This is a genomic window from Arthrobacter sp. JUb115, assembly GCF_004365035.1.
Classification (GTDB): domain Bacteria; phylum Actinomycetota; class Actinomycetes; order Actinomycetales; family Micrococcaceae; genus Glutamicibacter.
The window spans coordinates 412,090-438,052 of the sequence record NZ_SOBS01000001.1 but is presented as its reverse complement, the minus strand read 5'-3'; the positions used below and the strand labels follow the sequence as shown (position 1 = coordinate 438,052).

Sequence of the window (25,963 nt, the reverse complement as noted above, 5' to 3'; positions counted from 1 at the left end):
ATGTCGATCATCGAAACCTCCCAGAAGCGTCCGCGCATTCTTATCGTCGGCGGTGGCTACGTAGGCCTGTACGTCGCGATGAAGTTGCAGAAGAAGGTCAAGGCACACGGCGGCATCGTCACCGTTGTCGACCCGAACCCGTACATGACTTACCAGCCATTCCTGCCAGAAGTTGCCGGTGGCCAGATTGAACCACGCCACGTTGTGGTCTCGCACCGTCAGCACCTGAAGCACTCCGAGCTGGTCAACGGCCGCGTGCTGAGCATCGATCATGCCAACAAGAAGGCTGTCATTGCTCCGGTCAACGGAGAGCAGTTCGAGCTGGAATACACCGATGTCGTGATGTCCGCTGGTGCGGTTACCCGTACCTTCCCCATCGCTGGCCTGGCTGAAACCGGCATTGGCCTGAAGACCATTGAAGAGGCCGTCGCCCTGCGCAACAAGGTTGCCGAGCGCATCGAGTCCGCTTCGAACATGACTGATCCAGTTGCACGCAAGCGCGCCCTGACCTTCGTGGTTGTTGGCGGCGGCTTCGCAGGCATCGAGACCATCGCCGAGCTGGAAGACATGGCTCGCCACCTGATCGGCCTCAACGACCGCATCGATGCGAAGGAAGCACGCTTCGTCCTGATCGAGGCCATGGGCCGCATCATGCCAGAAGTCACCGCCGAGCAGGCCGAGTGGGTTGTCGATCACCTGCGCAGCCGCGGTATCGAGGTATTGCTGAACACTTCGCTGAACAATGCAGAAGAAGGCAACCTGGAACTGATCAACATGGCCGACAAGTCCCCAGCGGGCGAGTTCGGTTCCGACACCTTGATCTGGACTGCAGGCGTTATGGCCAACCCGATGGTTCGCTCCACCGATTTCCCAATCGAGCAGCGCGGCCGCATCGAGACCCGCACGGACCTTCGTATCAAGGATGCCAACGGCGAACCTCTGGAAGGCGCCTGGGCAGCCGGCGATATCTCGGCAGTCAAGGACGTCACCGGCGGCCTGCCGGACGGCACCTGCGTTCCCAACGCACAGCACGCAGTGCGCCAGGCCAAGCTGTTGGCGAAGAACCTGTACGCTGCGCGCTACGGTGTTGGCACCATCAAGGAATACAAGCACTCCAACCTGGGCGCAGTTGCCGGCTTCGGCCGCAACAAGGGCGTTGCCAAGGTTGTTGGCATCAAGCTCAAGGGCTGGCCAGCATGGATGGCACACCGCGGCTACCACGGCATGGCCATGCCTACCTTCGAGCGCAAGTTCCGCGTCGTTGGCGACTGGCTGGTTGCACTGGTCTTCAAGCGCGATGCCCTGCAGCTGAACAACCTCGAAGCACCACGCACTGCTTTCGAAGAGTCGGCCAAGCCGAAGAAGTAGGCTTGAGCCGTAGTTGATCGACGATGATGCGAGGGGCCAAGCAATTGGCCCCTCGCATACGTCAGCAAAGAAGGATTTTCTATTTGCTTTGCCGATCACGTAAAATTTGAGAGTCTTGCCCCTATGGTGGAATTGGCATACACGGCTGACTTAAAATCAGCTGCCGAAAGGCTTGTGGGTTCGAGTCCCACTGGGGGTACAGAATAAGGCCGTTGCTGTTCCGGATTTTCCGGTCAGCAGCGGTCTTTTCTTTTGCCAAAAGTGGGAGCGCATCCATCGTTCAACCCCAGGCATCGTGCATTCCACCAAAATCGGCTGCCAAGGCAACCTTGATGGTAGAACTTTCAAGAATATCGCTGACAGAGTAGTTTTTCTTCGGAAAAATGCCCTATATCATCCTTCCGACTGAGTGATTTCACAGCAATGCTCAATAGGATTAAGCAAAAGATCTTCAGCTAGCCACGTGCCGGCGCAATCGCAATCTATGGGGGAATGACATTGGGCAATCCAATTTTTGGTTCCAGCAGCCGCTCTGATGCTTGGGGAACCAAGCCTGGAAGTGCTGTTGGATTCCGTGACACCGCAAATATGAGCGCAGACCAGCTGCAGCAGATGTACCAGCAGCCTGCTGCAACCAGCGCCGACACCGGCCGCATGACCATCGGAACCACGATCAACAAGACCGTGCTCTGCCTGGCCTTGGTTGTTGTTGGCGCCGCGATTGGCTGGGGCATGCCGGCCCTCATGTTGCCAGGTGCCTTGGTTGGCTTTGTCCTCGGTCTGGTTAACGCTTTCAAGAAGCGCCCATCGCCTGTGCTCATCTTGCTGTATGCCGCAGCCCAGGGCCTGTTCCTTGGCGGTCTCTCCGGATTCCTTGAAAGCCGTCAAGGTATGCAGGGAATCGCTATCCAGGCTGTACTGGCTACCCTGTGTGTTGCCGGCGTAACCTTGGCGCTGTACCGCTCGGGCAAGTACCGCATGACTCCCAAGCTGAACAAGATGTTCATGATCGGCATGGTCGGTCTGATCGTCTTCTCGCTTCTCAACATGGTTCTGATGCTCACTGGCGTCATCGATGGCATGTTCGGCATGCGCCACGGCGTCCTCGGCCTGGTTATCGGTGTAGTTGCTGTACTGCTGGCAACTTACGCACTGGTTGCCGACTTCACCATGATCGAGGAACTGTCCAACCAGGGTGCTCCAGCCATCATGGCATGGCGCGGTGCCTTCGGCCTGACCATGACCCTGATCTGGCTGTACACCGAGATCCTGCGTATTCTCGCGATCCTGCGTGGCGACGACTAGCCGCAATAGCATAGCTCGCAAGGACCAGTGCCCATTTCGGGCACTGGTCCTTGTGCGTTAATCGCCTGTTCAAATATGAATTTTTATGATCGGCTGCAACCGCCTATGCCATGGAAAATGACAGCTGATTGGGCGCTCATGCGAAACCTTGGTTAGATTCTCCTGTAGCTATTCAGATACTCAACTCACAGCAGATTTGGCAGGAGGAACGCAATGGCAGTCGAGCAATCAGCGGGAAAAACGCCGGGGCTGGTGAAATCCTTGGGCAACTTGGATGCCCTGGCCCTAGGGTTCGGTGCAATGATCGGCTTCGGCTGGGTAGTGCTGACCGGTGGGTGGCTGGATAACGCCGGCACCATGGGCGCGGTACTGGCCATGCTCGTTGGCGGTGGCATCATGGCGGTCGTTGGCCTGACCTATGCCGAACTGACCGCGGCCATGCCGAAAGCCGGTGGCGAGCATAACTTCATCCTGCGCGCCTTGGGCGCCCGGCCTTCGTTTATCGGATCGTGGGCAATTACCGGCGGCTATGTCACGATTGTGGCTTTCGAGGCGGTTGCTTTGCCACGAACCGTGGAATACATCTTCCCGGGCATGAGCCAGATTCCCCTGTGGACTGTTGCAGGTTTCGAAGTAAACCTGACCTGGGCGTTGGTAGGCGTGCTTTCAGCGGTGGTGATCACCTGGATCAACATCCGCGGCGTGAAGCAAGCGGGCGTATTGCAGACGTTCGTGGTGCTCTTCCTGATGGTGATCGGCGTCTTGATGATCGTGGGAGCCTTTGCCGGCGGCGAAGCCAAGAACATGGAACCGTTCTTCACCCCTGGAACCAGCGGGTTCTTCGCCGTGCTGGTGGCGGTGCCATTCCTGTTCATCGGCTTCGACGTGATTCCGCAGTCCGCGGAAGAAGTGAATATTCCGGCCAAGCAAATTGGCAAGCTCGTAGTCGTCTCCGTAGTCTTGGCCACCATTTGGTACGTCATGGTTGTCCTGACCACATCGTCGGCCATGCCTGCATCGCAACTAGCTGGAGCTGACATTGCAACGGCGGATGCCTTCGGGGCCATGTTCGGTTCGGAGCTGATGGCCAAGGTGCTGATTGCTGGTGGCATCGCCGGCATCTTGACCTCATGGAACTCTCTATTGCTGGGAGCTTCGCGATTGGTCTACTCGCTGGCTCGAAGCGGCATGCTTCCTTCCTGGTTTGGCACATTGCATCCCAAGTACCGCACTCCAGCCAACGCCCTGGTCTTCATCGGCGGAATCTCCATGCTGGCCCCATTCTTCGGAGCTGAAATGCTGGGGTGGCTTGTGGATTCGGGAGCGCCAAGCATCATCGTGGCCTACTTCCTGGTCTCGGTCACCTTCCTCGTGCTGCGCAAGCGCGAACCCATGATGGATCGGCCGCTGCGCGTTGGCGGCAACGGAATTGCTGGAACTGTCATCGGCTGGACTTCAGTCCTTCTCACTGCCGCGCTCTTCAGCCTCTACATGCCCGGCATGCCGGCATCACTGAGCTGGGAACCGTGGGCCATCTTCGCCATTTGGTGGGCATTGGGCGCACTTTTCTTCTTCAAGGTACCCGCAGGCATCAAGCCCGGTGAAGACGCTGAGGAGAGGGTCCTTGAAGCGATCATGCGCCGCCGGAGATAGCACGCGCGAAGCGCCTGATGAGCTTTGGCTTTCAAGGTGGCATGAGCAATAAGATGCAGCCTGTGCAATCTGGTTACCCGTGGTAAGGGCAAATAAACATATTGAATTAGATTTCTAGGACCAGTGCCCATATCGGGCACTGGTCCTAGGTTTTTGTCACAATTGAGACATGGATCAAGAAGCTGTCTGGCAAACGCGATAGCGTGGTTCCATGAAGAGCAGCCGGTTGGAACGTCTACGACGTTTTCGTGTTTCACTTCCGAGTCAGCCGGCGGAAACTCCCGCCACGCCAAGGCCAGATTTGACGGATTTCAAAAGTGCCGAGGACATGCCGTATGCCATGCGCATGGCAGCGGCGTGGGCTTGGCGTTTCCTGATCATCATCGCAGCCGTGGGCGTGCTGGTGTGGGCGCTGTCAAAAGTCTCCTTGCTGGTCATCCCGGTTTTCATCGCGGCGCTGCTGGCAGGGTTGCTCTCACCGGTTGTGAATACGATGAACTCCAAGCTTGCGGTACCTCGCGGGTTGGCCGTCGGCATTACTCTCATCGGCTTCCTTGCACTGGTCACCGCAGGACTATCGATTGCAGGGCAAAAGCTTTCGGCCGGATTTACCGCCCTGTGGGCCCAAGCGCTTTCTGGCATCGAGCAGGTCCAGAACTGGCTGTTCAATGGCCCGCTCAAGCTGACCAACGACGACCTGCAGAAGGTGCTGGACGATACCCTCGTCCAGCTTCGCGGCAATGCCACCAACATCCTGAGTGAAGCAATCAGCTGGACCTCCGCGATCGGGCAGATCCTGACAGGCACATTGCTGGCCGTCTTCGCCTTGATTTTCCTGCTGCTTGACGGGCGCAAAATCGGTTTGTTCCTGGTGAACCTCTTGCCGCGCCGCGCCCGCCCGGCGATGGACGGAGCCTTGACCCGGGGCTGGGCCTCGCTGGTCACCTACGTGCGAGTCCAGATGATCGTTGCGCTGATCGACGCCATCGGCATCGGATTCGGTGCATTCTTCCTGGGCGTGCCACTTGCCATGCCACTGGGCGTCCTGGTCTTCATCGGCTCCTTCATCCCGATCGTCGGTGCACTGTTTACCGGCGCCCTGGCAGTTTTGCTCGCTCTGGTAGCCAATGGCTGGGTCAACGCATTGATCATGCTGGCCGTAGTGCTGCTGGTCCAGCAGGCGGAGTCCAACATCCTGCAGCCACTGATTATGGGCAAGGCAGTAAGCCTGCACCCGCTGGCAGTGGTCCTGTCAGTAGCCGGCGGCACCATGCTTGCAGGCATTCCGGGTGCGCTATTCGCCGTTCCGCTGCTGGCGGTGGTCAACGCGGTCGTGAAATACCTGTCGGGCCGAACTTGGGAAACCGACCAATTCGTGATTGAGCACTACGGAAGCCAAGTAGTGGCGCAGAGCCCGAAGGCGAGCGACCCAGCGAAGGCCGCCCCGCCGGCTGCAGCTGCAGGCCCTGCCGCCGCACCAACAGCTTCGCCGGAAACCCGGCACCCTGAGTCCACAGCAGATGAGGAATAATCCATGAGCACCGAACCTACTTTGCCGGTTACGCTGGCTGATATCGAAGCCGCCGCTGAAGTACTCAAACCGGTTATTGCCCGCACCCCGGTGGAGCATTCCCGTGTTTTGTCCCAGCATGTTGGCGCCGAAGTTTTCCTCAAATGCGAGAACATGCAGCGCGCCGGATCCTTCAAGGTCCGCGGTGCCTATGTACGCATGTCCAAGCTCAGCGACGACGAGAAGGCCCGAGGCGTGGTCGCCGCGTCGGCAGGCAACCACGCGCAGGGCGTCGCCCAGGCCGCCAGCCACCTCGGAATCAAGGCGCGAATCTATATGCCACGGGGCGTCGCCTTGCCGAAACTGACCGCGACTCGTGATCATGGTGCTGAAGTCGTGCTTTTTGGCGACACCGTGGATGAAGCGCTGGCCGAGGCGCAGCGTTTTGCCGACGAGTCCGGGGCAGTCTTCGTGCATCCTTTCGACCACCCGGACATCATTGCCGGCCAAGGCACCATCGGCTTGGAACTGCTCGAACAGCTTCCTGAGGTCGACACAGTGCTGATGGGTGTCGGCGGCGGTGGACTGCTGGCCGGCGTCGCCATTGCGCTGAAGGCCAAGGCCCGCGAACTGGGCCGCGAGATCAAGGTGGTGGGTGTCCAGGCGGAGAACGCCGCGGCCTACCCGCCATCCCTGGCCGCTGACGCGTTGGTCCCGCTGGATAACGTGCACACCATTGCCGACGGCATCGCTGTAGGCAAGCCAGGGCAGCTGCCTTTCGCGATCATCAAGGAATTGGTTGATGACGTGGTGACGGTATCGGAAGATACGCTCGCACGAGCTCTGGTGGTGCTCCTGGAGCGCAACAAGCTCGTGGTGGAACCAGCCGGTGCGGTGGGCGTCGCGGCACTGCTGGAGAACAAGCTGGAAGCGCACGGGATCAATCCGGCAACCACCGCGGTAATCCTTTCTGGCGGCAACATCGATCCGTTGCTGATGCTCAAGGTGATCCAGCGTGGCCTGTCAGCGGCCGGCCGCTTCTTGACCATACGCATGATGCTTCCAGACCGCCCCGGCTCGCTCGCGCAGATCTCCAACATCATCGCCGAATCGGATGCGAATGTCACCCGTCTGGACCACACCCGTATCGGTGGTTCGCTGTCCATGGGCGATGTCGCGATCACCATCGACCTGGAAACCAAGGGCCATGAGCATTCCAAGACGGTGCTCAATAACCTGCGCGCCGAAGGCTTCGACCCGCAGATCACCAATACTGCCGGCGGTTCAGTCGCCTAGCGCATAAGCAGCAAAGTCCGAAGGCCGCCAACCCAGATGGGTTGGCGGCCTTCGGACTTTGCATTGCAGCCTAGTTGCTAGGACTGGTAAGGCTTTGCAGAGATGATCTCAACCTTGATGTCGCGGCCGTTTGGAGCCAAGTACGACAGCTTGTCGCCGACCTTTGCGCCGTGCACGGCAACGCCAATAGGGGACTGCTCGGAGTAGACCTCGAGGTCGGTGTCGCCGGCAACTTCGCGGGAGCCGAACAGGAAGGTGGTCTCGTCGCCAGCGATATTGGCGACAACCAGCATGCCTGGCTCAACAACACCGTCATCGGCAGGAGCATCGCCTACATCGGCGCGGCGCAGCAGATCCTTCAGGTAGAGGATGCGCGCTTCGGCCTTGCCCTGCTCTTCACGGGCGGCGTGGTAACCGCCGTTCTCCTTCAGGTCACCTTCCGAACGTGCCTGCTCGATACGGGCAACGATCTCGGCACGTCCCGGGCCTGAGAGGAAAGTCAGTTCGTCCTGGAGCCGATCGTAGGCTTCCTGAGTCAGCCAAACGACAGGTTCGTTGCTGTTGGTGCTCACGTTGTACTTCCTTTGGTCAGTTAGGACTTCGCTTGGCCTTGGGACCGATAAGTGGTCCTAAAGCCGAAAGCCACCGAAACGGTGGCGTCGACGAAGTCGGATTCGGTACGGATCTGAGGGCTCGCACGTTATGGGCGATGCAAGCAAAGACCCCGCCAGGCTCATGTCCTAGTACTCAGCTAGAACCATGCGCCGATGCGGGGCGAAACGTATCTTTTCAACGATAGTAGTCGCCAAAACGATTTAAGCCCAATAGATTCAGCTATTAGGGGATGAAGAAGCTGAAATATTAACCCTTGTATTCCTGCGGAACCTCGTAGCAGGACTCCACGCCAGCGGTGGTCGCCAGGTTGTCGGTGTGCAGGTCAATCTCCAGGCGTTGGGTGATGTGCCCGGTAGCTTCTCCAGGATCAAGCAAAATGGAGTCGTATCCGACGATGGCCTTGGATTCGTTCATCGCACGAATATCGCACTGCACACGGTGCTTGGTGTTGTATTCGACTGCGACGATGGCCTTGGCCTTGGTTGCGGAAATGACCTCGAACTCGATGTCCTGCGCGCTGATGGCGCTGTAGTTGTTGAAGCCGACATAGGCGGCCCCCGCAACGCCGACCGAGAGCGCGGCAGCAATTAGCCAGTTACGCGTTTTCCTGGGAAGACTGCGTTTCTTGGGGTTGTTGTAGCGAGCCGTTAAGCTTGGATCAGACATTATTTGCCTTGCACCACTCTCTTGCCTGGCGGCATTTGAACTGGGAATGCCGTACGTTGGTTCCTTACTCAAGTTTACCGTCTTTCAGCATGGGGGAATAACCGGTGGTCGGCTGTGAGTTGTTATGGATGACGGACAGATTCGAAGCTTCGGGCCGTCCAAAAACGTGGCATAAGGAAAGAAGATAAGTGGAGATTCACGACGTGAAGAAAATTGCTCCTTCGCAGGGTCTGCGGCTCATGGCTATTCACGCGCACCCGGACGACGAATCTTCAAAGGGTGCTGCAACGATGGCTGCCTATGTTGATGCTGGCGCAGAGGTGATGGTCGTTTCCTGCACCGGCGGTGAGCGCGGGGATATCCTCAACGCCGCCGCCGGCGAACTCGCCCATGCGCACCGCGACCTCGCGGGCGTCCGGCGCACCGAGATGGCTGAGGCAGCCGCAGTGCTGGGCGTCAAGCACCGCTGGCTGGGCTATGTGGACTCCGGCTTGCCGGAAGGGGATCCGCTGCCGGAGCTGCCCTTTGGCGCCTTCGCCTTGCAGCCAGTTGAAATCGCTGCTGCCGGCATCATCAAGCTGATCCGTGAATTCCGACCCCACGTCATCACGACCTATGACGAAAACGGCGGATACCCCCACCCGGACCACATCCACTGCCATAAGGTTTCAACCTTTGCCTTTGAGCACGCGGCTAATCCGCAGATGTACCCGGAACTGGGTGCGCCGTGGTCGGTGAGCAAGTTGTACTACGACCGTGCTTTCGCACCGGATCGTTTCCGCACCTTGCACTACGCGATGCTGGAAGCAGGTTACGAGTCCCCCTACACCGAGCGCGTTGCGCTGTGGGAAGCGGACGAGGAAAACCAGATGTTCAAGTGGGTTTCCCCACACACCACGACCACCCAGATCAACTGCGCGGATTTCTTCTCGCAGCGCGATCAGGCGTTGCTGGCCCACAGAACCCAGATCGACCCGGAAGGTTTCTTCTTCGCCGTACCGGAACACGTCTACGCGGAGCACTGGCCGTGGGAAGACTACACGCTGATTTCCTCCAAGGTAGCTACCGAGTTGCCCGAGACCGACCTGTTTGCCGGACTAAGATAGTACTAAGCGCTTTCCAGTACTAGAAAAGAGTTGTCTTTACATCGTGAATACGATCTTCGAATCCCTGGCTCTGACTTCCTCGACCCTCGGTGTCGGTACGGAGACCAGCAGCGAATACGGTCCAGGATTCCTTGGGTTCATTTTCACCGCAGCCTTGGTGGTTGCCGTGATCTTCCTGATTCGCGACATGGTCCGTCGAGTGCGCCGCGTGCGCTACACCTCGGAAGCCGAGGCAAAGCAGCAGGAAATGGTGGCCAAGGGAGAAGAGCGCAAGCTTCAGGAATCCGAAGAGCCGCACGACCCGAAGACCGACGAACAGCAGTAGGCGCTTTGTGAGCTGCGCGATAGCATGATTGCGTGGCTCAACGACTCGCTGGCTCATCCAGCCAATACCTCAGACAGCATTCGCACCAACTTGTCGACTGGTTCCCCTATGGGGACGAAGCCTTCGAACAGGCCCGGTTGCGCGACGTACCGGTCATGCTTTCCATCGGCTACGCTGCCTGCCATTGGTGCCACGTGATGAGCCACGAGTCTTTCGACGATCCTGAAATCGCGGCGCTGCTGAACGAAAACTTCGTAGCTATCAAGGTGGACCGCGAAGAGCATCCGCTCGTGGACGACACCTACATGCTGGCTACCCAGGCGCTCACCGGTGCCGGTGGTTGGCCGATGACGATTTTCGCCCTTCCTGACGGGCGTACCGTGCATGCCGGCACGTACTATCCGAAGACGCCCCGTGGCAAGACTCCGAGCTTCCGCCAAGTGCTCAACGCCGTCCACGAGGCCTGGGAAACCAAGCGCGCTTCGCTGGAAGAGCAGGCCCAGATGCTCGCCACGCATTTGGCAGAACTCGGAAGCCGCCAGAGCTCGCTGTTGTCGCTGCAGTCGCAGCAACCAGCAGAGCAGGCCTTCGGCGCAGCACTTGATCGATGGGTTGCCGCCACCAAGCCGGAAGGCGGCTTCACCCCGGCGCCTAAATTCCCGCCGACCTGGGCTCTGAAGACACTGTGGCGTGCAGTGGTCACCACCCCGGACCGCGCTGCCGAGGCCTTCGCCGCAGCGGCCACCCATCTCGAAGCGATGTTCCTTGGCGGCCTGCAGGATCATGTTGATGGCGGTTTCGCCCGTTACTGCGTTGATGAGAACTGGTCGGTCCCGCACTTCGAAAAGATGCTCTACGACAATGCCGGCCTGCTTTCACTGGCGGCTCGCACCAGTGTCCTGGCGGCAGAATTCGCCCGCAAGTCCGAAGGGGAGATAGCCCAGCGCGCGCAGAATCTCGCCGGGCTCGCCCAGCGCAGCGCCCAAGGCATTATCGACTTCCTCAACGAGGAACTGCTCACCGCATCTTCGGCCGCTCCAGCTTTCGCGGCTTCCCTGGATGCCGATTCATCCCGTGATGGCCGCCAGATCGAGGGCGCGTACTACACCTTTAGCCGCGAGGAAATCGCGCTGGTCTCTGACCCTTTGATTCAGCGGCTGCCCAAGGGGCTGTTGCGTTTCGCGCCGGTGGCCGAGGACCCGCAGAACTTCTGCTTCTCGCTGTTGAGGGTTCCTGAAACGAACGAAATCGGTGTTCTCCATGAGCTGCGGGATGCAATGCGCACGCTGCGCCGCTCGCGAATTATGCCGGTCCGCGATGAGAAGGTGATCGCCGGTTGGAACGGGCTGGCCATCGAAGCCTTGTCTGAAGCCGCGCTGCTCCTGGACCAGCCAGAAGCCTTGGCGCTCGCCGAGAAGGCAGCAACCTCGGTGTGGACGATGCAGTGGGATGAAAATGCCGGACGGCTGGCCCGCGTGAGCTTCGCCAATCGTGCTGAGCACGGCAATGAAGGCACCTTGCAGGACTATGCCGCCCTGGCCCTGGGATTCTTGGCGTTGGGCCAGGCCACCGGGCACAAGCAGTGGGCCGAGCGTGCCAGCGACTTGCTGCGACGCGCTGCCGACTTCGTAGACCCGGAAACCGGGGTGCCGCGTGACGCGGTCCAAGCCGATGCGCGCATCGCAGCCCAGCGCAGCAACATTGCTGCCGTCACGGTGCTTGATGATGCGCTGCCGGCCTCGGGTGCGCTCTACGCCAAGGCGCTGGCGATGCATGCCCTGCAGTCCATGGCGGCGGGAGACTACACCGAGGCAGATGCGGCGGATTTGGAAAGCGCCCGCGTACTTTCTGCCCACGCCCTGGCTTTGGCCAGCGACGCGCCAACACAGGTAGCGACCGCCTTGGAAGTGCAGTGCATAGTTTCCAGCCCGGTCCAGTATCTTGCGCTGTCGCAGTGGGATTCGGCAGAAGCCAAGCGCGTGCGTTCGGTGGCGTTGAGCCTCGGATTGAATGTGCGCCACGATCCGTCGCTACCTGGTGCGGCCCAGACCGTCCAGATCCAGCCTTGCCGCGAAGAGCTTTGCCAGATGCCTGTAGCCGGGATGGACGGATTGTTCTCGCTGTTCGCTTCCGGAAAGGGTGCCTGAGCCCGGCAGAATGTGTCCATCGTGGACGCGTTGAAGCGGGCAGATACCCATGCTGGGCGATAAATAGCGGTAGATTTAGAACCTAGAGTTTTTGGAATCTATCGAAAGGCAGGGACAAGGTGCAGCTTCCGAACCTTGCGTACCGTTACTACGAACGGCGCTTGGCGAAGTCCCTCCCTGCCGACAAGCTTCCGCACCATATTGGCGTAATGGTCGATGGCAACCGCCGGTGGGCCAAGCTGGCCGGCACCCCGACCATGGCAGGCCACCAGGCCGGTGCGGACAAGATCCTGGAGTTCCTCGATTGGTGCGAGGACCTGAACATCCAGATGGTTACCTTGTACATGCTCTCCACCGACAACCTCAATCGAGAAGCCAGCGAGTTGCGCGACCTCTTGGAAGTTATCGGCACGACCCTGGACCGTCTGGGAGAGACCAACCGGGTCAAGGTCCAGCAGGTGGGAGCCAAGGACCTGCTGCCTGAAGACCTGGCGCAGAAGCTTGCCGCGCTGGAAACCGTTACCGCCAACCGCACCGGCGTTCATGTGAATGTGGCCATCGGCTACGGCGGACGTCGTGAAATCCTTGATGCTTTCAAGTCGCTGCTTTGCAAGGCCGCCGAGGATGGACGCACGGTCGAGGAACTTGCCGCCGGACTGTCCACTGAAGACATCGAATCGGCACTGTACACCAAGGGCCAGCCAGACCCGGATTTGGTGATCCGCACCAGCGGGGAACAGCGTCTCTCCGGCTTCTTGACCTGGCAAAGCGCCTACTCGGAGTTCTACTTCTGCGAGGCGTTGTGGCCGGATTTCCGCCGCGTGGATTTCCTGCGTGCGTTGCGCGACTTCGCTGATCGCCAGCGCCGCTTCGGCACCTGAGCCCCGAATGGTGCACCCGGCTCAGCTGTTCAGCTAATCGTTACCTGAACGTAGTCCCCAGGTAGCGCTTCAAGGTCTATGGTGATCATAAGGCCGGGGCAACAAGACCCAGCTGATCGAAGGGTTCCTCACTAGATGACCAAATGCAGCGCCAGCCGGAGCAATTGCCGGAATCGCCTTGGACATCCGGTGTCGGGATTCCCCACTTACGCGTGGGGAGAGTCCCCACGCCGGATTCGAGAATGGGTGCGCTGCCATGACACGAACAGCCGAACAGGGTGTACGAACCTACGTCATTGATACTTCGGTTTTGCTTTCTGACCCGAAAGCCATGTTCCACTTCGATGAGCACCATGTCGTGATCCCGCTGACTGTCGTCACCGAGCTGGAACATAAGCGCAAGGATCCTGATCTGGGCTTCTTTGCACGCCATGCCTTGCGTGTGCTGGACGAGCTGATTGCCAGCCATGGGGGATTAGCCCAAGCGGTGCCCGTGTCCAAAACTGGTGGAACACTGCGCATTGAACTGAACAACATCGCCCCGGAAGTCCTGCCGGTGGGCATGCGCTCAGGCGATAACGATTCACGCATCCTGGCTGTCGCCAAGCACCTGCTGGATGCTGGCCTCGACGTTGCGCTGGTCACCAAGGACCTGCCGATGCGCATCAAGGCCTCTGCCATGGGCATCCATGCCGAGGTGTACCGCAATGAGCTGATCGCCTCGACCGGGTGGACCGGCATACAGCAGCTGGAACTGGGCGAAGAGACCATGGCCAAGCTCTACGAACATGAACAGCTTCTGAACCACCCTGCGGTCGCCGATGAACCGATCAACACCGGGTTCGTCATCACATCCCCGCGCGGAAGCGCCCTGGGCCGCAAGGTTGATGCGAACACCTTGAAGCTGGTGCGCGGCGACCAGCAGGCCTTCGGATTGCATGGACGCAGTGCAGAGCAGCGCATCGCCTTGGACCTGCTGATGGATCCATCCGTGGGCATCGTCTCCCTGGGCGGCAACGCCGGAACCGGTAAATCGGCGTTGGCCCTGTGCGCCGGAATGGAAGCAGTGCTTGAACGCAGGGAACACCGCAAGATCACCGTGTTCCGTCCGCTCTATGCCGTTGGCGGCCAGGAACTAGGCTACCTGCCGGGCTCCGAGGGCGAAAAGATGGGACCTTGGGCCCAAGCGGTCTTCGATACCCTCGGCTCGATCGTGTCGAAGAATGCCATTGATGAAGTGGTCGAACGCGGGATGCTTGAAGTCCTGCCGCTGACCCACATCCGCGGGCGTTCGCTGCATGATTCCTTCGTCATTGTTGATGAAGCCCAGTCGCTGGAACGCAATGTTCTGCTCACGGTGCTATCGCGCATCGGGCAGAATTCCAAGGTGGTGCTCACCCATGACGTGGCTCAGCGCGATAACTTGCATGTAGGCCGCTACGACGGCGTCGCCGCGGTCGTGGAACAGCTCAAGGGACATGCCCTCTTCGGGCATGTGACCCTGACCCGTTCCGAGCGCTCTGCTATCGCCGCGCTAGTCACCAACCTGCTCGATTCGCCCACCTTGTCCTAGGATTGGCGCTCGCTGCGCAGCTCCCACGGAATCGGCGCCCGCACGTCGGTAAGCGTGGGAGCTGGGGCGGTGAACAAGGAATCGATGTAGTACTCGTTCTGGGCCAGGACCTGAAGCGACAGCTCCGGGGCCACAGGCATCCCGGCCTGGGCGGAGAGCACCCGGCGGCTCAGGCAGACGCCTGTTGCCAGATCCAGTACCACGAGGGTTCGTGTCCCGGCGGGAACGAGAGGACAGTTGGCCAGTGCGGGCTGGTAGTTGTGTCCCGCAGTGAGAACGGCGGCTAGAGCAGGCCGGTTGCCATGGGTGATCTCTGCGAGCTCGTGAATGTAGGTGGGGTGGTCGAAAGCGAGATCATGGGCGGCAGGCTCGGTGCCGGCAAGTTCCACCGGATCGAGCATTGGTTCCCAATGCTCCAAGGGCAGCAACCCATTGAAGCCAGAAATTTGTGGACGGCGCAAGATCAGGTGGTCTGAGGTATAAACCGGGGAGGTCAGCGAGGCCGGCAGCTTCCATGAGGAATTGGTGGCTGCGACGTAGCCTCGGCTCCGGTCTGCGGTGAACTTCTCCTTTTGGTACACCAGTTGCCCCTCGGCCGAGCGCACGGCTATGGCTTCTCGCTGGCGGAGGATGGCGGTCAGCTGGCCTTCCAGGCCTTCGTCCGGTTTGGCGTAATGCTCCGGGACCTGGACCTGGAACTGCAAGGAGGTGCTCAGCCATGGGGCGGACCGGGCCAAGGCACGGAAACGACGACGGGCCGCCGACTCAGGGGCGGATTGCCCGGGGAAAAGAACTGGAACTGCTGGAACGTCCATACTCCAATTGTAGAAGCGGCTGAATTATTCACAAGAGGAAGACCCCTCTGCCGAAGATCCAATGAGGTGCCTATGCTCTATGCATGTCAGAAATTTGGAACGTGGCACAGGAAAGCCCGACCACCGCAGCACTGGTTCTCCTCCAGCTAGCCTGCTTTCTTGGTTTCGGGTTCCTCCTGTCCAAGGAAGACATGGCGACGCATCGTTTGCCCAACCGGCTACTGGCTTACTGGTTGGCGGCCAGCATCGTGGTGATCGCGCCGCTGGGGATCTTCCGTTCTGATGGGCATGGGCTGCTGATGAGCCTTTTGGGGTTGCTGCTGCTTGGCGGAGGCTATCTGCTCCTCGCGCTGATTTCCGCTGGGGCAATGGGCATGGGCGATGTGAAGCTGGCCGGCGTGCTGGGGATGAATCTCGGATACTATTCCTTGCCCAGTTTGTTCTTCGCGACCTTGCTTGCCTTCCTGCTGGCCACCGGCTGGGTTATCGGGGGCGTGGCGGTGCGGAAATTGACGCTGAAATCAGCGGTCCCTTTCGGTCCCTTCATGCTCATTGGGTCTTTAGCAGTGCTGCTTATGGCACGATGAAATCATGGCAACTCCAGAATTCGTAACCCATCTTCGAGAACGCATCGGTCATGAACTGCTATGGCTCTCCGGGGTGAAAATAGTTGTCCTCCACGACAGCCGGGTGCTGTTGGTGCGACGTGCTGACAATGGCAAATGGACCCTGCCGGCAGGAATTATTGATCCAGGCGAAGAGCCTTCGCATACAGCACACCGCGAAGTGCTGGAAGAAACCGGCGTCGAATGCGAAATCACGGACCTGTTGGGGGTCGGGGTGACAGCTCCCACGGTGTATCCCAATGGGGATCACGCGCAGTACCTGGATGTAGTTTTCAAGGCTCGGCACCTTTCCGGCACGGCGAAGGTCAACGATGACGAGAATTTGGAAGTGGGGTACTTCGAACTGGCTGACCGGCCAGAACTCCCGCCGCTGCACGAACGGGCGCTGCAATGGGCACTGGACCCTCGGCCCGGTGGCTATTTCGCCAGTTGACGTTTTCTGCCTTCAAATCCGCTGTGGCATGCGTGAATGCCACCGGCATGAGCTTAGACTTGCTCCATGACCGGGATTGGACTGATTGAACCTTCTGCCGCACTGCATGCTTCCTTCATGCGGAGCACAACCGAATGGGCGGGGGCGGAGCAGGACGGGGCCTCGGTCTTCTACGCTGCCAAATACGGTTGGGATCTGCGCAACGCAGAAGACTTCGCGCAGTGGGTCCAGCTGCTCAAGGATCTGGAAAAGCCGCACTTCACGCCACCGGATGGCTTCGTTGCGCAAAGCACCCTGTGGCTAGCGCACGACGATGAGTACTTGGGCGCGGTCAGCTTGCGTCACGAGCTGGGCAATGATTTCCTTCGCGAAGTCGGCGGGCACATCGGCTACGGTATACGCCCGGGCGCCCGTGGCAATCGCCTGGCCAGAACCGCGCTCGCCGGATCCCTGGAACAAGCCCGCAGCCTTGGCCTGCCGCGGGTCCTGCTTACCTGCAACGACTCCAATACTGCTTCGGCGCGAACCATCGAAGCTTGCGGCGGAGTCCTCGAACGCGTCACTCCGGTTGCCGAAATCGGGCCCCGCTTCGGCTCCACTGAGGACCTGCGACGCTATTGGATTGAACTGAGCTAGTTCGCTGGAAGCACCTCGCGGAATACGCGCAACGTATTTCCGCCCATGATGGCCGCGATTTCCGTATCCGAATAGCCGCGATTCATCAGTTCCTGGGTGATGACAGCAATCTGGCTGGCATCCCATGCGACGGTAGTTGCTCCGTCGAAGTCGCTGCCCAAACCGACGTGTTCGATTCCTGCGACCTTGATGACGTGCTCCATCGCGTCCACCACCGAATCCACATCCAGGGTGCAGACCGCAGCGTCCCAGTAGCCAATTCCGATAACGCCGCCGGTCTCGGCTATGGCCTGGATCTGATCGTCAGTGAGGTTCCGGTTCACATCGCAGGTGGCTTGGACACCGCCGTGGCTGAATACCACGGGTTCAGTAGCCAGGGAGAGGACTTCATTGAAAGCCGCGTCGCTGGAATGCGCCAGGTCGACGATGACCCCCATCTCTTCCATGCGCTTGAGTGCAGCACGGCCAAGGTCGGTGAGCCCTGATTTCTCGACCCCGTGTTTGGAGCCGGCCACCGAGTTGTCGAAGAAGTGCGTGAACCCGGCCATGCGCATGCCATCGTTGAACAGGACATCAACGTTCCTGACGTCGCCCTCAAGATTATGCAGGCCCTCTACCGAGAAGAGGCCCCCGGTGACCTGCTGGCCGCTCTTGCGGTCCTTGAACAGTTGGTCGAGCTCGGCGGTGGTGGTGATGGTGCGCAGGGTGTCTTGCGAGTCGGCGGCGTCGTCGCGCAGTTTCTTGGCCTGGTAGCGCGAACGCTCCAGGAGCGAGAACCAGGTCTGAGGCGGTTGCAGCTGGACAATGCCCAGCAGCGTGATGTTATCCGATTCGGCGCTATTGGAGTCGTAATTCTGGCCGACGGGCGACTTGGAAACCGAGGAGAAGACCTGCAGGGCGACATTGCCTTCTTCCATGCGCGGCAGGTCGACATGGCCGCGGTCCGAGCGCTTGAGCAGCGAACGGTCCCACATCAAGGTGTCGGCATGCATGTCGGCAATCTGCAAGCGCGAATGCAGTTTCGCGGCGTCGTCGCCGACCGCTGGCAGACCCGTGGCCTCGATCTTATTGCGGGTGTTTTCCACGATGCCGGGAGCAAAAGCGAAGAATGCGGCCAAGAGGACTACCAGCGTGCCGGAAATCCAGAGGCCAAGACGTTTAAAAGAGCGAGATGTGGTGCGGGTCATAAGTGGAGGCTAGCAGATGTTACCGGTAAGTAGGAGTCTGTTTTTCCGGGTTAAAGTACGCTACCGCGACCCGATGCCGAGCATCGAACCGCGGTAGCAGCAGGGGTGGAGCAGCAGGGAATTAGTGCTTGCCTACCATGGTGGAAACATCCAGAAGCTGGTCGAGCTGTTCCTCAGTGACTTCACCGCGTTCAACGAAGCCCAAAGCGATGGTTGCTTCGCGTACGGTCAGCCCCTCGGCGACAGCCTTCTTGGCGATCTTGGCTGCGTTTTCATAGCCGATCAGCTTATTCAGCGGGGTGACAATCGATGGGGAAGCCTCGGCCAGGAAGCGCGCGCGTTCCACATTGGCCTTGATGCCGTCGATCATCTTTTCGGCCATCACCGTTGAGGTGCTGGACAGCAGGCGAATGGATTCGAGCAGGTTGGAGGCCATGACCGGGATGCCCACGTTCAGCTCGAAGGCGCCGTTGGTTCCGGCCCAAGCGATGGCCGTGTCGTTGCCGATGACCTGGGCTGCTACCTGGATGGTTGCCTCCGAAATGACCGGGTTGACCTTGCCGGGCATGATGGAGGATCCGGGCTGCAGATCAGGGATCGCAATTTCTCCCAAGCCGGTGTTGGGACCGGAGCCCATCCACCGCAGGTCATTGGCGATCTTGATCAGCGAGATAGCGATGGTGCGCAAAGCTGCGGAGGCCTCGACCAGTCCGTCGCGGTTGGCCTGTGCTTCGAAATGGTTGCGCGCCTCGGTGATGGGCAGGCCGGTGTCTTCGCGCAGGAACTCGATGACCTGCTGCGGGAAGCCGTCTGGGGTGTTGATGCCGGTGCCTACCGCGGTGCCGCCCAGGGGAACTTCGGCAACGCGTGGCAGGGCCGCTTCGATGCGTTCAATGCCGTAGCGTACCTGTGCTGCGTAGCCGCCAAATTCCTGGCCAAGGGTGACTGGGGTGGCATCCATCAGGTGGGTGCGGCCGGATTTGACCACATCCTTGAACTCGGCGGACTTCGCCTCCAGCGAGGAAGCCAAGGTTCCGAGGGCCGGGACCAGGTCATTGAGCAGAGCTCCGGTGGCGGCAACATGCACGGACGTCGGGAAGACGTCGTTGGAAGATTGCGAGGCGTTCACGTGGTCGTTCGGGTGGACCTCGGTGCCGCTGTCCCGGGCCTTCAAGGCACGGGTGGCCAATTCGGCGAGAACTTCGTTGGTGTTCATATTCGAGCTGGTTCCGGAACCGGTCTGGAATACGTCGATGGGGAAGTGCTCGTCGTACTGCCCGGTAGCGACCTGATCGGCTGCGGCCACAATGGCCTCAGCGCGTTCTTCGTCGAGAACGCCGAGCGCCAGGTTGGCTCGTGCGGCGGCCTTCTTGACCTGGGCCAGGGCCTTGATATGCGAGGATTCCAAGGTCTTGCCCGAGATCGGGAAATTATCGACGGCACGCTGGGTTTGCGCGCGGTACAGGGCCTGAGCCGGAACTTGGACTTCGCCCATGGTGTCATGTTCGATACGGAAATCGTCACTGTTAGTCATGAGCCCAGAGTACGCCCGAACCGTCATCGAATGACAGGTCTCTGACGTAAACATCACAACCAACAGTGACGCTTCACCGAATTGGGAATAAAAGCCGTTTTACAAGGCTTTTCCTGAAGCTTGGAGCTTCTAGTCGAGGCCCAGGCTGGAGACCAGCTGGGCACGGCCATCGTGCAGGTGGTAGGCAACACCGGCGACCGCGGTGCGGCCCTCTTCGATGGCCAGCGCGATGATGCTGGACAGGTCGACGAGGCGGTCGGTGGTCTGCTTGACGTGCTCGACAACGGTGCCGTTCACGTCGGTGATGCCCTTGCGTTCGGCGGCATGGACTGAAGGGGTGATGTGCTCGACCAGGTCGCGAACGAAGCCCTTGGGCATGTTGCCAGTTTCCTTGGCCTGGATGGCGCTGGTAATCGCACCGCAGGAGTTATGCCCGAGGATGACGATCAACGGCACATTCAGGGCGTCAACGGCGAATTCCAATGAACCGAGGCTTGCCGGATCCAGGACATGGCCTGCGGTACGCACCACGAACATGTCGCCCAAACCCACATCGAAAATGATCTCTGCCGCAAGGCGGGAATCAGAACAGCCGAAGATGACAGCGAAAGGTTCCTGGCCGGAGATCAACTTCTGCCGTCGAGCACTGTCCTGGTTGGGGTGCTGGGTATCTTCGTTGACGAAACGGAAATTGCCGGCGCTGAGCTTTTCCCAAGCCTCTTTAGGCGTCAGGGTCGGTTGTGTTGATTCAGAGAGCATGACTCAGATTCTACGGGATGCTGTTCGAATATCGAATATATGACTGGCTTTTCCCGTGAACGTGACTTAATCCAGCTCGCTAGCGACCTGTTCGGCAACACTGTTCAGCTGTTCGGCCGAGGTGTCACTGGAAAGTACGACGGTGGAGTCCTTGAACTCGGAGATCAGGTACGTGTTCTGGTCCTTGGTGCGCACTTCCCACTGCGCTCCGCCGATGGTGCGAGTTTCGGTTGGCGTCGCCGCATCGGTGATCAGGGCTATCCATGTCGGGTTGGCGTCAGCAGCTTGGCGAACCCACACGAAGTTCTTGTCTTCGAAGACGAGGCCGCATTCCCAATAGGGAACACCCTGTGCAGTGTTAGCCTGCCAGCGAGCGAAGTTCGCATATTCCTTGTCGCCCAGTTCCGGGGCGAAGATCTCAAAGCCAGAAATCTGTTCCGTCTGTTCCGCGGTGGCCTGCAGGTTGACGTCGCTTTCAAACGCGTCGTCCTTGGGCGGCGGGTTGAGCATGAGCACCGGAATGAGTATGGCAACCGTGAAGCCGATGGACAGCACCATGCCCTTGAAGGTCTGGTTCGCGCGCTTGGCCTGCTTCTCGGTGAGCTGCGGCTTGTACGGCAGATCCTCGAAGGTGGCATTCGGATCGTCGAGGCTTCGAGGGGACGCAGCAGGCGTCTCGGTACCGTTGGCCGTGTTGCCGGTAGCCGGGATGCTGTTCTCGGTGTTCTTCTCAGGTTGCACGCCTTCCATTCTCCCCGAAGATTCTGTGGAATTCGAACCAGAGTGCCCAAACGCACGTCGAACTATGAGCAGGCACTCCCGACACGAACTGTAAAGCGAAAACTCTAGAGGATAGAATGTCCTTGTTTGCATAGGCGCAATGACTACGACTCAGTGATGGGATCTTTCGTGACCGAAAAGAACAATTATGCCCACCTTTCTCCGCGACTGTCGGTTTCCGACGCGGAGCCGGACCGCAACCTAGCACTGGAGCTGGTGCGTGCAACCGAAGCGGCAGCCATCGCTTCCTCGCCGTGGGTCGGATTCGGTGACAAGAATGCCGCAGACGGTGCCGCAGTCGACGCCATGCGCGGCCTGCTGTCCACCGTGAACTTCAACGGCGTTGTCGTGATTGGCGAAGGTGAAAAAGACGAAGCTCCAATGCTGTTCAACGGAGAACAGGTTGGCAGCGGCACCGGCGCCGAATGCGACGTCGCAGTCGACCCGATTGACGGAACCCGTCTGACCGCACTGGGCCTGAACAACGCCCTGTCCGTGTTGGCCGTAGCCGACCGCGGTTCGATGTTCGACCCCTCCGCCGTGTTCTACATGGAGAAGCTGGTCACCGGACCAGAGGCAGCCGAGCTCGTTGACCTCCGCCTGCCAGTGAAGCAGAACCTGCACCTGATCGCCAAGGCCAAGGGCAAGAAGGTCAGCCAGGTGACTGTGACCATCCTGGACCGCCCACGCCACGCTGGCCTGATCGAGGAGATCCGCGCGGCTGGCGCCCGCACCAAGTTGATTATGGATGGTGACGTTGCCGGCGCCATCGCCGCAACCCGCGAAGGCACCGGCGTTGACGCGCTGATGGGTGTCGGCGGCACCCCTGAAGGCATCGTGACCGCCTGCGCTATCAAGGCGCTGGGCGGCGTGATCCAGGGCCGCCTGTGGCCAACTGATGACGATGAGAAGCAGAAGGCCATCGACGCCGGCCACGAATTGGGCCGCGTGCTGACCACTAACGACTTGGTGACCTCGGATAACTGCTACTTCGCAGCGACCGGCATCACCGATGGCGACCTGCTGCGCGGTGTCCGCTACAAGGACAACCGCATCCACACCCAGTCGATCGTCATGCGTGCCAAGTCCGGCACCATCCGCTTCGTCGAGGGTGAGCACCACCAGGATAAGTGGGAAGCCTACACCCGCTAATCCGCATCTGATTGCAAAACTGCGAGCCATGGACTTGATTCAAGTCCATGGCTCGCAGTTTTGCGTTTGGCCCCCGATGGCGCCACGAAGGGCCTCAGGGCAGTGCAGCTAGTCGATCTGGGCGCTGGCTGCGAAGAGCTGGCCCGGAACGGTGCCCTGCAAGATGGCGGTGGCTGGCAGTTCGGCCGCGGTGAGGAACAACGACTGCCCGCGGCTGATGCTGCGTTCGCCTTCACGCGTGGCTACCAGGAACTCACCGGCAGTGCACAGCAGCACAGCGGCACCGTGCAGCTGCAGATCAGCGGCAAGGCCCGGCTCTATGGGATCGAGTACCTGGAGCTGGAACTCTTCGAAGTCGGGCTTGTACAAGCGGTCATGGGTATCAAGGGCCACCGGCTCCAGGATCGGGGCAGGGGAGGGGACGGCAATGGTGACGTCCAGCAGTTCGGGAACATCGATATGCTTGCTGGTCAGTCCTCCACGCAGCACATTATCCGAATTGGCCATGACCTCGATTCCCAAACCGCGCAGGTAGGCGTGGACGTTGCCGGCGCCCAGGCTGATGGCCTGGCCAGGTTCCAGGAAGATCAGATTCAGCAGCAGGGCGACCAAGACCCCCGGATCGCCAGGATAGATCTTGTTGATCGAGACTAGCTCGGCGAAATGGGCGTTGCCGTGCAATTCGGGGCTGCCTGCCACTGCTTCGCTGATCTGCGCTACCAGCTGGGAAATTTCGTCCCCCGCGGTCAGCACATGCTTGAAAGTCCGGGCCAGCGGATCGGTGCCCTGCAGCAGGTCGAGCAGCTGGCCTATCGGGGCATGCTCCGAGTCCGGCAGCTGCGCGGCCAGGATCTGCAGGTCTTCAACAATCTGCGCTGGTTGCCGGAAGCCCGATAGCGCCACGAAGTCGGTCAGGGCAAAGAGCATCTCCGGCTTGTGGTTGTCATCGCGGTAGTTGCGGTCAGCAGCATCCAACGGCTTGCCGTCCGCGTTTTCCTGGGCGAAACGCTCTTGCGCCTGCTTCAGCGTGGGGTGCGTCTGGATCGACAGCGGCTGGGTCGCCGAGAGCACCTTGAACAGGTACGGCAGACGTCCGTAGCGCTGGGCGACTGCTGAACCTAGTATGCGCTCTGGATCCTGGGCGATGAAATCATTGAGCGCTGTCCCGCTATCGGAGATCCGGCTCGGGCACCCGGGGTGGGCACCGAGCCACATCTCGGCCTGCGGGGTGGTTTCCGCGGGCAGATCGAGCAGATCGGAAATCTGCGAAGCAGATCCCCAGTGGTAGTCCCTAATCGCGTTTTTCAACTCGAACACGTCTTTTGACCATAGCCTTTCAGGAGCGGTAGTTGGGTCGCATGGCGGTCGGGGGGGTCTTAACCGTTTACGGAACCGAGCATTCGTCGTTATTGGCCGCGATCTCTGAAATCAACGTGCGGTAGCCGGCCATTTCCAATTGCACCAAGTACTCTTCGGTGATCGGGCTGCCATCTGGCTGGGTGAATTCCGGGCTGTCCTCTTTCGACAGCTTCGGAGCATTGTTCACGTCAGTGGTTTCGGGCGCTTCTTCGGAAGCCTGGGTTGTTTCTTCCGGAGCCGAGGACTTGGAGGTGTCCTCGCTCTTTTCAGGATTGTCCTTCTTCTTTTCCTTCTTCTTCTCCGGCTCGTTCTGCTTTGCGATCAACGTCTGGATACGCTCTTGCAGCTTGTCGAAGTTGGGGTAGGTGGAGAAGCTGCGTTCGAAGTCCGGCGCACCGAGGGTCAAGCGGGCCATTGGCTCCTTGGAGACCTTCTCGGCCAGGGATACGAAGGAACCGAGCTGACCTGCTGGAATGTCGGTTTCAACCAGCTGTTCACCGGCGGACATGATCGAAGTGAAATTGCTCAGGATCGTTTGCGGCTTGAACTGCTTGATGATTCCCTGCTGCAAGCACTGTTGGCGCTTGATGCGGTGGTAGTCATCGGTGAAGTCGCGTGAGCGAGCAAACCACAATGCCTGCTTGCCGGTGAATTCGTGGGTGCCCGGTGCGAACCAGTGCGTGCGCACGGTGCTGTTTTCGTGGTACTTCCCGTTGTATGGAACCCATCCGCCGGAGTCGATGGTGACACCGCCCAATGCGTCGACAAACTGCTCGAAACCGGCCATGTTGATCATGACGTAGCCCTGGACAGGAAGCCCCGTGGTGCCTTCCAGCGCGTCCATGGCAGCTTGCGCGCCGACGTTCTTCACGCTCTCGGGGAAAGCATCGGCGTGCTCGGTTTCGGCATTGCGGTAGATGGCGTTGAAGATGCATTCGTCGCCGCAGTTGTAGCCTTCGGGCCAGATCTTCTCCATGGGCGAGCCCGGGGCGAAGCGTGCGCTCTGGAAGTTGCGCGGCACCGAAATCAGCAGGCTCTTGCCGGTTTTGGCATCAACAGAAAGCAGAGCCGAAACGTCGGTGCGGACGCCTTCGCGGTTGGCACCGGAGTCGGCACCGAACACTGCGATGTTGTAGCGCCCGTCGACTGGCTCGAAGGCGGGCCCTTCATCGAATACGGCCACAATGGTTTCGCGTCCGGTATTCAGCAGCGAGGCGCCGTAGATGAAGACACCGCTGGTGGCCACCACGGCTGCCAGGGTGAAGATGGTAACGATGGCACGCATGCCAGGGGCCAGCAGCTTGGGCCGGATAATCACCAAGGTGTTGGTGAACATGATCAGCCAGCCCAGGGCCAGCGTGCCGAGCACGATGATCAGGAACAGCTGGAAGTTCGGGTGGGCAACCCAGCCGAGAATGATCGAACGATCAATGAAGTACAGGGCAACCAGCGCAAGAATGGCCAGCCAGCAGGCCATGGTGATGGACACTGCGATCCGTCCAAGCTTGCGATTTCCCGCGACCAGCTGAGCGCCGCCGGGGAAGAAGATGGTCAGCAGGACCAGGATCAGAGCCCGCTTGCTGCGCTGCGGAGAGCTGATGGTCTCCGGCTGGCGCAACGGACTTGGTGCGCGATGACTGGCAGAACCCATGTACTTTTGGACTTTCCCTAGGAAGCGAAATTCTCGTTGGCAACTTCAGCGCGCAAAGCCGAACCCTTGGCATGGGCTTGGTCGCGCAATGAATCTGCAAACTGAAGCAACTTTACCTGTAACGATTCGGCTAGCTCATCGGTTCCCGCTGCGAGCATGCGCACAGCCAGCAGGCCGGCATTGCGTGCTCCGCCAATGGAAACAGTTGCTACGGGGACTCCTGCAGGCATCTGGACGATGGAGAGCAGGGAGTCCATTCCATCTAGTTTAGCCAGTGGAACTGGAACTCCGATCACCGGCAGCGGTGTAACAGCTGCAAGCATGCCCGGAAGATGCGCTGCACCGCCTGCGCCGGCGATGATTGCGCGCAGTCCGCGTTCGTGGGCTTTCTTGCCGTAATCGATCATTTCTTCTGGCATGCGGTGCGCCGAAACGACGTCCGCTTCAAAAGGGATTCCGAACTCGGCCAGTGCCTGTGCGGCCAGGCGCATGACCGGCCAATCGGAATCAGAACCCATTACGAGGCCGACCAGTGGTGCTTCAGACATGAGATATTTCCTTGCGGTGTTCTAGTAAGAGCCGCTGC

Annotated in this window: 24 protein-coding genes and 1 tRNA gene; 15 read left to right on the top strand and 10 right to left on the bottom strand. The window is 59.8% G+C overall.

Going from position 1 to position 25,963, the window contains the following annotated elements:
• From EDF61_RS02015 to ilvA, 6 genes are all read left to right on the top strand, one after another.
• Positions 1-1,368 (top strand): NAD(P)/FAD-dependent oxidoreductase, encoded by a 1,368-nt coding sequence (locus tag EDF61_RS02015; RefSeq protein ID WP_105657442.1) that lies wholly within the window; start codon positions 1-3, stop codon positions 1,366-1,368.
• 117 nt (positions 1,369-1,485) lie between these two features.
• Positions 1,486-1,567: transfer RNA gene (locus EDF61_RS02010), tRNA-Leu, on the top strand.
• Positions 1,568-1,866: 299 nt separating this feature from the next.
• Complete coding sequence (locus EDF61_RS02005; protein ID WP_105657443.1) at positions 1,867-2,673, top strand: Bax inhibitor-1/YccA family protein; 807 nt, start codon at positions 1,867-1,869, stop codon at positions 2,671-2,673.
• A 213-nt stretch (positions 2,674-2,886) separates the two neighbouring features.
• A complete protein-coding gene (locus EDF61_RS02000; RefSeq protein ID WP_133833087.1) occupies positions 2,887-4,326 on the top strand; it encodes an APC family permease in 1,440 nt (479 codons plus the stop codon).
• Positions 4,327-4,627: 301 nt separating this feature from the next.
• Complete coding sequence (locus tag EDF61_RS01995) at positions 4,628-5,857, top strand: AI-2E family transporter (protein ID WP_286172053.1); 1,230 nt, start codon at positions 4,628-4,630, stop codon at positions 5,855-5,857.
• Between the two features lie 3 nt (positions 5,858-5,860).
• Entirely contained in the window at positions 5,861-7,132 is a 1,272-nt protein-coding gene (gene ilvA, locus EDF61_RS01990) for a threonine ammonia-lyase (protein ID WP_105657446.1), read from the top strand.
• 77 nt (positions 7,133-7,209) lie between these two features.
• Here the strand turns inward: ilvA and greA are convergent, their stop codons facing one another.
• The gene (gene greA / locus EDF61_RS01985) at positions 7,210-7,704 is read right to left on the bottom strand and encodes a transcription elongation factor GreA (RefSeq protein WP_105657447.1); all 495 of its coding nucleotides are present in this window, start codon (positions 7,702-7,704) and stop codon (positions 7,210-7,212) included.
• A 289-nt stretch (positions 7,705-7,993) separates the two neighbouring features.
• On the bottom strand, positions 7,994-8,413 hold the full coding sequence (locus EDF61_RS01980; RefSeq protein WP_133833085.1) for a DUF4307 domain-containing protein: 420 nt from the start codon (positions 8,411-8,413) through the stop codon (positions 7,994-7,996).
• A gap of 239 nt (positions 8,414-8,652) precedes the next feature.
• Between EDF61_RS01980 and mca the strand changes: the two genes are divergently transcribed.
• From mca to phoH2, 5 genes are all read left to right on the top strand, one after another.
• Positions 8,653-9,519, top strand: coding sequence for a mycothiol conjugate amidase Mca (gene mca, locus EDF61_RS01975; RefSeq protein ID WP_105657493.1), 867 nt, complete (start codon positions 8,653-8,655; stop codon positions 9,517-9,519).
• Between the two features lie 43 nt (positions 9,520-9,562).
• Positions 9,563-9,844: a hypothetical protein gene (locus tag EDF61_RS01970; RefSeq protein WP_105657449.1), complete on the top strand. Its 282-nt coding sequence runs from the start codon at positions 9,563-9,565 to the stop codon at positions 9,842-9,844.
• Positions 9,845-9,876: 32 nt separating this feature from the next.
• Positions 9,877-11,991, top strand: coding sequence for a thioredoxin domain-containing protein (locus EDF61_RS01965; RefSeq protein ID WP_133833084.1), 2,115 nt, complete (start codon positions 9,877-9,879; stop codon positions 11,989-11,991).
• Positions 11,992-12,110: 119 nt separating this feature from the next.
• The gene (locus EDF61_RS01960; RefSeq protein ID WP_105661709.1) at positions 12,111-12,872 is read left to right on the top strand and encodes an isoprenyl transferase; all 762 of its coding nucleotides are present in this window, start codon (positions 12,111-12,113) and stop codon (positions 12,870-12,872) included.
• Positions 12,873-13,128: 256 nt separating this feature from the next.
• The gene (gene phoH2, locus EDF61_RS01955; protein WP_105657452.1) at positions 13,129-14,445 is read left to right on the top strand and encodes an RNA 5'-3' helicase PhoH2; all 1,317 of its coding nucleotides are present in this window, start codon (positions 13,129-13,131) and stop codon (positions 14,443-14,445) included.
• Here the strand turns inward: phoH2 and EDF61_RS01950 are convergent.
• Entirely contained in the window at positions 14,442-15,260 is an 819-nt protein-coding gene (locus EDF61_RS01950) for a hypothetical protein (protein ID WP_133833083.1), read from the bottom strand. The two genes, phoH2 and EDF61_RS01950, sit on opposite strands and share 4 nt — an antisense overlap.
• A gap of 83 nt (positions 15,261-15,343) precedes the next feature.
• Here EDF61_RS01950 and EDF61_RS01945 point away from each other — a divergent pair, with 83 nt between their 5' ends.
• The 3 genes from EDF61_RS01945 to EDF61_RS01935 all read left to right on the top strand — a co-directional run bounded on the left by EDF61_RS01945 (position 15,344) and on the right by EDF61_RS01935 (position 16,955).
• Positions 15,344-15,847: a prepilin peptidase gene (locus EDF61_RS01945; RefSeq protein WP_133833082.1), complete on the top strand. Its 504-nt coding sequence runs from the start codon at positions 15,344-15,346 to the stop codon at positions 15,845-15,847.
• A gap of 4 nt (positions 15,848-15,851) precedes the next feature.
• Positions 15,852-16,319 (top strand): NUDIX hydrolase, encoded by a 468-nt coding sequence (locus EDF61_RS01940; RefSeq protein WP_105657455.1) that lies wholly within the window; start codon positions 15,852-15,854, stop codon positions 16,317-16,319.
• Positions 16,320-16,385: 66 nt separating this feature from the next.
• Positions 16,386-16,955: a GNAT family N-acetyltransferase gene (locus EDF61_RS01935; RefSeq protein ID WP_105661712.1), complete on the top strand. Its 570-nt coding sequence runs from the start codon at positions 16,386-16,388 to the stop codon at positions 16,953-16,955.
• Here the strand turns inward: EDF61_RS01935 and EDF61_RS01930 are convergent.
• The 4 genes from EDF61_RS01930 to EDF61_RS01915 all read right to left on the bottom strand — a co-directional run bounded on the left by EDF61_RS01930 (position 16,952) and on the right by EDF61_RS01915 (position 21,176).
• The gene (locus EDF61_RS01930) at positions 16,952-18,142 is read right to left on the bottom strand and encodes a dipeptidase (protein ID WP_133833081.1); all 1,191 of its coding nucleotides are present in this window, start codon (positions 18,140-18,142) and stop codon (positions 16,952-16,954) included. The two genes, EDF61_RS01935 and EDF61_RS01930, sit on opposite strands and share 4 nt — an antisense overlap.
• Before the next feature lie 121 nt (positions 18,143-18,263).
• Positions 18,264-19,676 carry a class II fumarate hydratase gene (locus EDF61_RS01925; RefSeq protein WP_133833080.1) on the bottom strand — a complete coding sequence of 471 codons (1,413 nt, stop codon included), beginning with the start codon at positions 19,674-19,676 and terminating at the stop codon, positions 18,264-18,266.
• A 129-nt stretch (positions 19,677-19,805) separates the two neighbouring features.
• Positions 19,806-20,435 (bottom strand): carbonic anhydrase, encoded by a 630-nt coding sequence (locus EDF61_RS01920; protein WP_105657459.1) that lies wholly within the window; start codon positions 20,433-20,435, stop codon positions 19,806-19,808.
• Between the two features lie 66 nt (positions 20,436-20,501).
• The gene (locus tag EDF61_RS01915) at positions 20,502-21,176 is read right to left on the bottom strand and encodes a DUF4245 domain-containing protein (RefSeq protein WP_166650662.1); all 675 of its coding nucleotides are present in this window, start codon (positions 21,174-21,176) and stop codon (positions 20,502-20,504) included.
• 156 nt (positions 21,177-21,332) lie between these two features.
• Here EDF61_RS01915 and glpX point away from each other — a divergent pair, with 156 nt between their 5' ends.
• Positions 21,333-22,367 (top strand): class II fructose-bisphosphatase, encoded by a 1,035-nt coding sequence (gene glpX / locus EDF61_RS01910; protein WP_105657461.1) that lies wholly within the window; start codon positions 21,333-21,335, stop codon positions 22,365-22,367.
• Positions 22,368-22,475: 108 nt separating this feature from the next.
• On the opposite strand, the gene manA is transcribed toward glpX, so the two are convergent.
• The 3 genes from manA to purE form a co-directional block, all read right to left on the bottom strand.
• Complete coding sequence (gene manA, locus EDF61_RS01905) at positions 22,476-23,684, bottom strand: mannose-6-phosphate isomerase, class I (protein ID WP_133833078.1); 1,209 nt, start codon at positions 23,682-23,684, stop codon at positions 22,476-22,478.
• Between the two features lie 67 nt (positions 23,685-23,751).
• Positions 23,752-25,377: an LCP family protein gene (locus tag EDF61_RS01900; RefSeq protein ID WP_133833077.1), complete on the bottom strand. Its 1,626-nt coding sequence runs from the start codon at positions 25,375-25,377 to the stop codon at positions 23,752-23,754.
• A gap of 17 nt (positions 25,378-25,394) precedes the next feature.
• On the bottom strand, positions 25,395-25,925 hold the full coding sequence (gene purE / locus EDF61_RS01895) for a 5-(carboxyamino)imidazole ribonucleotide mutase (protein WP_133833076.1): 531 nt from the start codon (positions 25,923-25,925) through the stop codon (positions 25,395-25,397).
• Positions 25,926-25,963: the final 38 nt, after the last annotated feature.